Below are 7,985 nucleotides of genomic sequence, written 5' to 3'. Positions count from 1 at the left end.
TAGGGGCAGGTCTTGTGCCTGCCCAGGGCGACCACAAGGATTCGCCCCTACATATTGGGGTATGCCACGGAAAATCCCAAAGAGCCGTAATTTCCTGAGTCAAAAAGAAATCCCGCTCTTAGCGGGATTTATGGAGAAGCCTGGTTTGATGATCTGTCTGTTTACCACCTGGCCGATACATACCGATTAGTAATCGGCAACCGCCGGTCTTTGCCAAAGGATTTGCTGGTGATTTTGGGGCCGGGCGGGGCCTGGCGGCGTTTGTACTCGTTGCGGTCCACCATGCGGATGACCCGGCGCACGGTTTCCTCGTCGTAACCCAGGGCGATGATCTCGCGGGCGCTGTATTCATCCTCAATGTAGGCGGCCAGGATGCCGTCCAGCAGATCGTACTCCGGCAGGGAGTCGGTATCCTTTTGGTCGGGCCGTAGTTCGGCGGAGGGGGGTTTGGTGAGGACATTTTCGGGGATAACATTGCTGATTTGGTTGCGATAACGGCACAACTGGTAAACCAGGGTTTTGGGCACGTCTTTGATCACGGCAAAACCGCCGGCCATGTCGCCGTAAATGGTGGCGTAGCCCACGGCCATTTCACTCTTGTTGCCCGTGGTCAGCACCAGCCAGCCGAATTTATTGCTCAAGGCCATCAGGGTGTTGCCGCGCGCCCGGCTCTGTAAATTCTCTTCGGCCTCGTTGGGCGGGGCGCCGGTAAAAACATCGGCCAGGATGTCCAGATAAGCCTGGTAAACCGGCTCAACGGCAATCACCTCATAACCAATGCCCAAGCGTTGGGCCAGTTCGGCGGCGTCGCTTTGGGAATGGTCCGAGGAGTAGCGCGCGGGCATAGACACGCCTATCACGTTCTCCGGCCCCAAGGCGTCGGCGGCAATTACGGCCACCAACGAACTATCAATGCCGCCGGATAAGCCCATAGTCACCTTGCTGAATCCGTTTTTGCGCACGTAATCTCGCGTGCCCAGCACCAGGGCCTGGTAGACTTCCGCCACCGGCTCCAGATGAGCGGCCGGAACCGAAGCCTCAAGCGGCGACAGTTTGGCCGTTGCGTTCTCTATGGCCGGCAGGGAAATCTGGCTAAAGGCGTCTATTTGGATTTTGGTCAACCTGTCCTTACGATGCCGGGGATCGCGCAGGCGCTGCCGGAAAACGTTGCTGATATTAACGTCGGCCAGCACCAACTCTTCGGCAAAGGCCCGGCCTCGGGCCAGAACCTGGCCTCGCTCGTCCAGCACCAGGCTGCTGCCATCAAAGATCAATTCATCCTGCCCGCCGACTAGGTTGCAAAAAGCCAAAATGGCCACATTGTCGGCGGCGCGGGTAGCCAGCATTTGTTCGCGGCTTTGGATTTTGCCGCTCTGGTAGGGCGAGGCCGAAATATTGAGCAGAAGTTCGGCCCCGGCAGCGGCCTGCGTTTCCGGCGGGCCGGCCGGGTACCAGATGTCTTCGCACACGCTCACGCCAAAACAAACGGCGCTTGAGGGGGCCAGGGATAGGTTGAATAAAAGGGGCGTGTCGCCCACGGCAAAATAACGGTCTTCGTCAAAAACGGCATAGTTGGGCAGCAGTGATTTGTGATACACCGCGGCCAGTTGGCCGTTGTGCAGCACGGCGGCGGCATTGAACAGGTCGCCGGCTTTATCCGTAAAGCCCACAATGGCGGTGAGGCCGTGGGTGTGGGGCAGCAGACTTTCCAGGGCGGCCCGGTTGGCCGCCACAAAGCCGGGTTTGAGCAAAAGGTCTTCCGGCGGATAACCGCTCAAGGTTAACTCCGGGAAGAGCACAATATTGGCCTGAACCGCCCTAGCCTGTTCCAGGTAGGCGCTTACTTTGGCAGTATTGCCTTCCAGGTCGCCAACGGTAACGTTGATTTGGGCCAGGGCAATTCTGAGGGTGGTCATCATTTACCTCAATTCAGGAGAGAAGATTGGTATCTGCCCTCCTGATCATTATTGCTGTCTGGTTTCGTGGGCCAGGATGATGGCCTCGGCCACTTCTTTCATGGGCTTGCGGGTGTTCATGCTCATCTTTTGAATTTTACGGAACGCCTCTTGCTCGCTCATGTTTTGGCTGTCTATCAAAATGCCTTTAGCGCGCTCAACCAACTTGCGGGTTTCCAGGGCGTTTTGCAAATCTTCCACTTCTTGCCTCACCGCCTGAAACTCCTTAAAGCGCGAGAGGGCCACTTCTATGGCCGGCATCAGGTCTGACTCTCTGAACGGTTTGATCAAATAACCCACCACGCCCGCGTCTTTGGCCCGCTCCACCAACTCGGTTTGGCTGTAGGCCGTGAGCAGGACCACGGGCGCAATCTGCTCTTCGGTTAAAACTTTGGCGGCTTCAATGCCGTCCATGTCGGGCATTTTAATGTCCATCAACACTACGTCGGGCTTTAGCTCGCGGGCCAGGTTGACCGCGCTCCGCCCATCGCCCACTTCGCCAATTACCAAATAGCCCAGGCTGGTCAACATTTCTTTCAAATCTGTTCTAACGATGGACTCATCGTCGGCCACCACAATACGTGCTCTTTCCATTGATTTAACCTCCAATTGTTTTGGGAAAAGTGATGTTTACCAATAAACCCTCGTCGTCATTGACGCTGTTACGCAACTCAAGTCGTCCTCTCAGGTCATTTTCCACCAGAGTTTTGACAATTTGCAGCCCCAGCCGGTTGGTCTGCTCCAATTCAAAATCATCCGGCAAACCCCGGCCGTTATCTACCACGCTAATAATAGCCTCATCGCCGCCATCTTCCAAATTGATCTGAATAAGTCCTGTTTTTTGATCGGTAAAGCCATGCTCAACTGCATTTTGTAACAGCTCGTTCAAGATCAGGGAACAGGCAGTAGCCTGGCGAGGCGGCACCGAAATTGAATCGCCGGTAACTTTGAACTGAACCTCCTGGTCGGGATGAAGCACGCCTTGCTGGAGTTGGGCCACAATTTTATGGCTCACGTCTTTGATGTTGATAATATCGGCGCTTTCGTTGGATAGAAATTCGTGAATCACGGCGATGCTTAAGATGCGATGCTGGGTTTCTTCTAAAACCGTGCGGGCTTCCGGGGATTGGGTGCGGCGGGCTTGCATGCGCAGCAGGCCGGCAATGGTTTGTAAATTATTTTTCACCCGGTGGTGAATCTCCTGAATGATGGCATTTTTGATCTGGATTTCCTGGTCCTGGCGCCGGCTCTCGGTGTCGTCGTGCAGGGTGATGATAACCCCGTATCTTCTGGGGCGCATCGTCCTTTGGAAGAATTTGAGCCAGCGCCAACGCGCCAGCGGATAAGATATTAGTGGCAGCACCTTACGAATCCAAATCCGGTCAGCCTCGGCAATTTCTTGCTCAATACAGCGATTTTGAGCCAGGGCCAATTTGCGCAATGCTTCATCTTCTGTTTCCAGGTGAGAGAGATGGCGGCCAACCAGGGTGTCTTTATAGCCCACTTTGCGATAGAGGTTGTTGGCTACGCCGCTGGCATACCGGATCACGCCCTCGCTAGTGGTAAAAACAATGCCATCCTGTTCGCCAAAAGGCGATAACTCTGCCGCCCCCGGTAATTGTCCGTGCCAGACCATTGTCTGCAATTTTTTAAGGGCTTGTCTAAAAACTTTGCTGCGCAGCCGGTGACGTTCGTGTTCCAGCAGATTGGTTACAATCACCAAAGCCGCAATTACCCGCGGCTTGCCGGATTCCGCATCCATAGCGGAAAAGCAAATCAGCGGCGGAAAATAAATGGGCAAGGCTTGTTTGACCACGGGCGCGCCTTCAGAAATGAAGCCGCCTTTTTCTTTTTGCCGCTGGCCCCGCATAAGCGCGCGTTTGATTTCCGGCTTTTCTTTGAGGTTGACCACCCGCCCTTCCTGGTTTTTGCTGTAAACGTGCGCAATCGAGTGGGGTTGGGCATGCGCCAAAACCACAGCTTCCAGGGCTGATTGGCGGCCATAGAGCAAAACGTCGGCCCGGCTCAAATCGGCCATAATGCCCATCTGTTGTTCAACCTGCCATAGAAAGGTTATTTCGGCCTCGGTTAGATTTAAATAGTCACCCACAGAATCGTACATGAATAAAGCGCCAATAGGGAGCGTCCAAAAATTTTGATAGTAGGGACAGGATAATCTCCTGTCCCTACCTTATGGCCTAAAAATTGGGACAAACCCCACCAATACTGCCTAATCCCTAAACCCTAATTCCCTAATCTCCAATCCCTAACCGCGCGCCCAACAACTCAGGCTGGCCGTTCAGCATAGCTTCCGCCGTCATTTCTTTTTTGCCCGCCGGCTGCACCGTTACCAAACGAATTGCGCCCTGCCCTGTGGCCACGTACACCCCCCGCTCATGGTTAAAGACAACGCCGGGTAAAAACTGTTCAGGGGGACCCACATCCGGGTCCAGGTCAACGGCTAAAACCTTAAAGGGGCCACGCGGCCCCTGGGTAAAAGCGCCCGGCCAGGGCTGAAATGCGCGGACCTGCCGCTCAATTTCCGCTGCCGTTTGCGACCAGTCAATAACTCCTTCTTCTTTTTTAAGGCGCGGGGCCAGGGTGGCCAGTTTATCATCCTGGGGGTGGGGCGTGATTTCCCCGGCCAGCCAGGCCGGCAGCGTTTCCACCAGCAGGGTTGCACCCAATTGGGCCAGTTCAGCCGTGAGCGTGCCGCCGGTATGGGCGGCGGTAATGGGCATGGCCCGTTGGGCGATGATGGGGCCGGTATCCAAACCCTCGTCCATTTGCATCAGGGTAACGCCGGTGGTGGTATCTCCGGCGCGAAGGGCAGCGATTACCGGCGCGGCTCCCCGCCAGCGAGGTAACAACGAGGCGTGAATATTGATACAACCGTGGGGCGGCAGGGCCAGCACATTCTTGCGTAAGATTTGCCCAAAGGCAGCCACCACTATCAAACCCGGCTTGAGCGCCGCCAATTTGGCCACAGCTTCTTCTGATTTGAGCGTTGACGGCTGTAATACTTTAAGGCCGGCTTGTTCGGCCACCATCTTGACCGGCGGCGGGGTCAGCCTTCTGCCCCGTCCGCTGGGCCGGTCCGGCTGGGTGACTACCGCCACAACGTTCCACGGCTCCTTTTTAGCCGAGGTAATCAACGCTTTTAAGGCCGGCACAGCAAAATCAGGAGTGCCCATAAAAATAATATTCGTAGCCAAAAGATACTCCATTTAAATAAAGCCTACTCCGGTTATGATAACACCACCTCAATTGGCTGGCAATTTCTACAATGAAATCTTAAAAAATAATCCCCACAATTGACATGGGGTGAAGATGTATGCTAGAATAGGCCATCTTATAAGCCTTTTATAGATAAGGAGAGGTATATCCAATGTTCACTTCAACGGAAACAATTCAACCCAGCGATCCCCCCAAAAATGCAATTCTGGCGCTCATTTTGAGCCTGTTATTGTTAGGCGGCGTCGGCCAAATGTACCTGGGCCAGGTTAAAAAAGGGATTATTATTATTGTGGCTACTCTCGTTTTGTCGTGCATTGGGATTGGTTTTATTATCCCCATTGTGGGCGCGATTGATGCCTATATGCTGGCCGATAAGCTGCAAAAGGGCGAAGCAATTGGCGATATGCAGTGGTTTTGGGATAAATAGACCCGATTTTGGAGGATATCAAATAAATATAGTTTTGTGCCGTCTCATTTTTCTCAATGAGACGGCTTTAGTGAGTTATAGGAGCAATATAACATAATGAACGACATTAATGATAATGACAAATTGATGGCGGCCCTGGCCTGGATTATTCCTCTGCTGGGCATTGTTATCCTATTGGTTGAGGATATGAAAAACCGCCCCTTCCAAAAATATCATGCGGTTAATTCGTTAGCCTTCTCCGTCGTTTTCTTTGTGGTCATGTCCATCATTTCGGTGGTTACGTTTGGCTTTGGGAGCTGCCTGTTCATCCTTTGGTTTATTGTCATCTATTGGGCCATTAAAGCCTATCAAGGCGAGTGGGTGGAAGTGCCCGCCCTGACCAATTTCCTCAAGGGACAGGGTTGGGTTTAAATCATCCCTCTTCTTCCCCCGGCAAACAAACAAAAATCCCCTATTGCGCAACAGGGGATTTTTGTTTGTCCATGCTTTGCATTATAATAAAATTTCGCCAACAATTGAAAGATGGGAGACTCAACGTATCCATGCAACCGAAACGATGGGAAGTGGCCCCCCGCGCTCCCGCGGCTCACTTTGCCAAATTTCCAGATTTACCCCCCTTGATTGTGCAAATCCTCTATAATCGAGGTTTTACCGACATTGCTGAAATCAACAACTTTATCGCCTGCCGGTGGGCCGAGGATGACCCCTTTACGCTGAAAGGCATGGCTGAAGCCGTTGAACGGTTGCGCCGGGCGATTAAAAAACAGGAACCCATCGCCGTATACGGCGACTACGACGCCGACGGCGTGACCGCCACCGCCCTGATGATGCAGGTTCTTACGGCTTTGGGCGCCAAAGTGCAGCCCTACATCCCTAACCGTTTTGACGAGGGTTATGGTCTGAATAACGAAGCTTTAGCCGAACTGGCCGCCCAGGGCGTTAAAGTTGTGCTTACCGTTGATTGTGGTATCCGTTCTGTGCCAGAGGTGGCCTACGGCCGCAGTCTGGGGCTGGACATCATTATTACCGACCACCACACCGTAGGTGAAGCAATCCCCCCGGCCCTGGCCGCCATTAATCCCAAACAGGGCGACTGCCCCTACCCCTTCGAGGAACTAGCCGGGGTGGGATTGGCCTATAAGCTGGCCCAGGCGCTGGCCCAAACCGGGTTATTACATAATGGTCATCAGCAGCCCGCTGATTTTCTTGACCTGGTGGCCGTGGGTACGGTGGCCGATTTGGCCCCGCTTTACGGCGAAAACAGAAAACTGGTTAGCCAGGGTTTGCAGCAACTCAATCAATCTCTGCGGCCCGGTTTGCAGGCGCTCATGGCCCAAGTTGGGCCAAAGTCAAATACCATCTCAACCGGCACCATTGGTTTTGTCATTGGGCCGCGCCTCAACGCCGCCGGAAGATTGGACAGCGCCCTGGCCGCCTATCATCTGCTGATGGCGCAACACACAACCGAGGCCAGTCAACTGGCGGCCCAACTCGATGCCCAAAACCGAGAGCGGCAAGAGCTGACGCTGAACACAGTAGAAATAGCCCGCCAGATTATTTTGGCCGATGACGCCCAACAACCCCTCTACTTTATCAGCCAGCCCGATTTTAATCCTGGCGTCGTTGGTTTGGCTGCTTCTCGCCTGACCGAAGAATTCTACCGGCCTACGCTCATTGCCGAACGCGGTCCGGAGACCACCAAAGGGTCTGCCCGCAGCATCCGCGAATTTCACATCACCGAAGCCCTGGACCAATGCGCCGACCTGTTGGTGCGTTACGGCGGGCACGCTGCCGCGGCGGGCTTCACCCTCAAAAACGAAAACGTTCCAGAATTTCAAGAAAGATTGCGGCACATAGCCCGGCAAAACCTGGATGTCGCCCAACTGCGGCCCACCATTACCATAGATGGTGAGGTTAATCTGCGGGGGGTGCGGCCCCCTTTGGCCGAGGCCATTGCCACGCTCCAGCCTTTTGGCTGCGGCAATCCCACCCCCTGCTTCCTGACCCGCAATTTAGAGGTGAAATATTTTAAAACAGTGGGTCTTGACGACAAACACCTGCGTCTGATTTTGCACGATGGCCGTCACGCCTGGAGCGCCATTGCCTTCCGGCAGGGATATTGGGCCGGCAAGCTGCGGACCTCTCAGCAAATTGACGTTGTGTATCATCTTGAGTTCAACGAATGGAACGGCGAGCGCCTGATGCAATTGAACGTCCAGGATTTACACCCCAGCGAGACGAGCCGGGAGACAGAAGGGGAAAAACATATCCCCCATTAGTATTAACCTGAGTTCGGGATAACTAAATGAAGTCAGGGAAAAGAGCTAATTGTTCAGGAGTAAGCTTAAGGGCAGGCTTCTTTTCCT

At 53.9% G+C, this 7,985-nt stretch carries 7 protein-coding genes; 3 read left to right on the top strand and 4 right to left on the bottom strand.

The features are described from left to right. Nucleotides 1-161: 161 nt before the first annotated feature. From JW953_23865 to JW953_23850, 4 genes are all read right to left on the bottom strand, one after another. Nucleotides 162-1,916 carry an NAD+ synthase gene (locus JW953_23865; GenBank protein MBN1995744.1) on the bottom strand — a complete coding sequence of 585 codons (1,755 nt, stop codon included), beginning with the start codon at nucleotides 1,914-1,916 and terminating at the stop codon, nucleotides 162-164. Between the two features lie 48 nt (nucleotides 1,917-1,964). Continuing rightward, nucleotides 1,965-2,549, bottom strand: a complete 585-nt coding sequence (locus JW953_23860) for a response regulator (protein MBN1995743.1) — start codon at nucleotides 2,547-2,549, stop codon at nucleotides 1,965-1,967. A gap of 4 nt (nucleotides 2,550-2,553) precedes the next feature. Continuing rightward, complete coding sequence (locus JW953_23855) at nucleotides 2,554-4,077, bottom strand: histidine kinase N-terminal domain-containing protein (protein MBN1995742.1); 1,524 nt, start codon at nucleotides 4,075-4,077, stop codon at nucleotides 2,554-2,556. 130 nt (nucleotides 4,078-4,207) lie between these two features. Continuing rightward, nucleotides 4,208-5,182 carry a methionyl-tRNA formyltransferase gene (locus JW953_23850; protein ID MBN1995741.1) on the bottom strand — a complete coding sequence of 325 codons (975 nt, stop codon included), beginning with the start codon at nucleotides 5,180-5,182 and terminating at the stop codon, nucleotides 4,208-4,210. A gap of 161 nt (nucleotides 5,183-5,343) precedes the next feature. Between JW953_23850 and JW953_23845 the strand changes: the two genes are divergently transcribed. The 3 genes from JW953_23845 (at nucleotide 5,344) to recJ (ending at nucleotide 7,898) form a co-directional block, all read left to right on the top strand. Next, nucleotides 5,344-5,619, top strand: a complete 276-nt coding sequence (locus tag JW953_23845) for an NINE protein (GenBank protein MBN1995740.1) — start codon at nucleotides 5,344-5,346, stop codon at nucleotides 5,617-5,619. Nucleotides 5,620-5,715: 96 nt separating this feature from the next. Beyond that, nucleotides 5,716-6,030, top strand: coding sequence for a DUF4870 domain-containing protein (locus tag JW953_23840; protein MBN1995739.1), 315 nt, complete (start codon nucleotides 5,716-5,718; stop codon nucleotides 6,028-6,030). Nucleotides 6,031-6,161: 131 nt separating this feature from the next. Further along, nucleotides 6,162-7,898 (top strand): single-stranded-DNA-specific exonuclease RecJ, encoded by a 1,737-nt coding sequence (recJ, locus tag JW953_23835; protein MBN1995738.1) that lies wholly within the window; start codon nucleotides 6,162-6,164, stop codon nucleotides 7,896-7,898. The last annotated feature ends 87 nt before the right edge of the window (nucleotides 7,899-7,985 follow it).

The sequence above is a fragment of the Anaerolineae bacterium genome (assembly GCA_016931895.1).
GTDB lineage: Bacteria > Chloroflexota > Anaerolineae > 4572-78 > J111 > JAFGNV01.
The sequence above is the reverse complement of the archived record's forward strand: the minus strand, read 5'-3'. Positions and strand labels throughout refer to the sequence as shown.

Excerpts from the sequence above, each read along its gene's own strand:
- JW953_23865 (MBN1995744.1), bottom strand. The coding sequence starts at position 1,916 with ATGACCACCCTCAGAATTGCCCTGGCCCAAATCAACGTTACCGTTGGC.
- JW953_23860 (MBN1995743.1), bottom strand. The coding sequence starts at position 2,549 with ATGGAAAGAGCACGTATTGTGGTGGCCGACGATGAGTCCATCGTTAGA.
- JW953_23855 (MBN1995742.1), bottom strand. The coding sequence starts at position 4,077 with ATGTACGATTCTGTGGGTGACTATTTAAATCTAACCGAGGCCGAAATA.
- JW953_23850 (MBN1995741.1), bottom strand. The coding sequence starts at position 5,182 with ATGGAGTATCTTTTGGCTACGAATATTATTTTTATGGGCACTCCTGAT.
- JW953_23845 (MBN1995740.1), top strand. The coding sequence starts at position 5,344 with ATGTTCACTTCAACGGAAACAATTCAACCCAGCGATCCCCCCAAAAAT.
- JW953_23840 (MBN1995739.1), top strand. The coding sequence starts at position 5,716 with ATGAACGACATTAATGATAATGACAAATTGATGGCGGCCCTGGCCTGG.
- recJ (MBN1995738.1), top strand. The coding sequence starts at position 6,162 with ATGCAACCGAAACGATGGGAAGTGGCCCCCCGCGCTCCCGCGGCTCAC.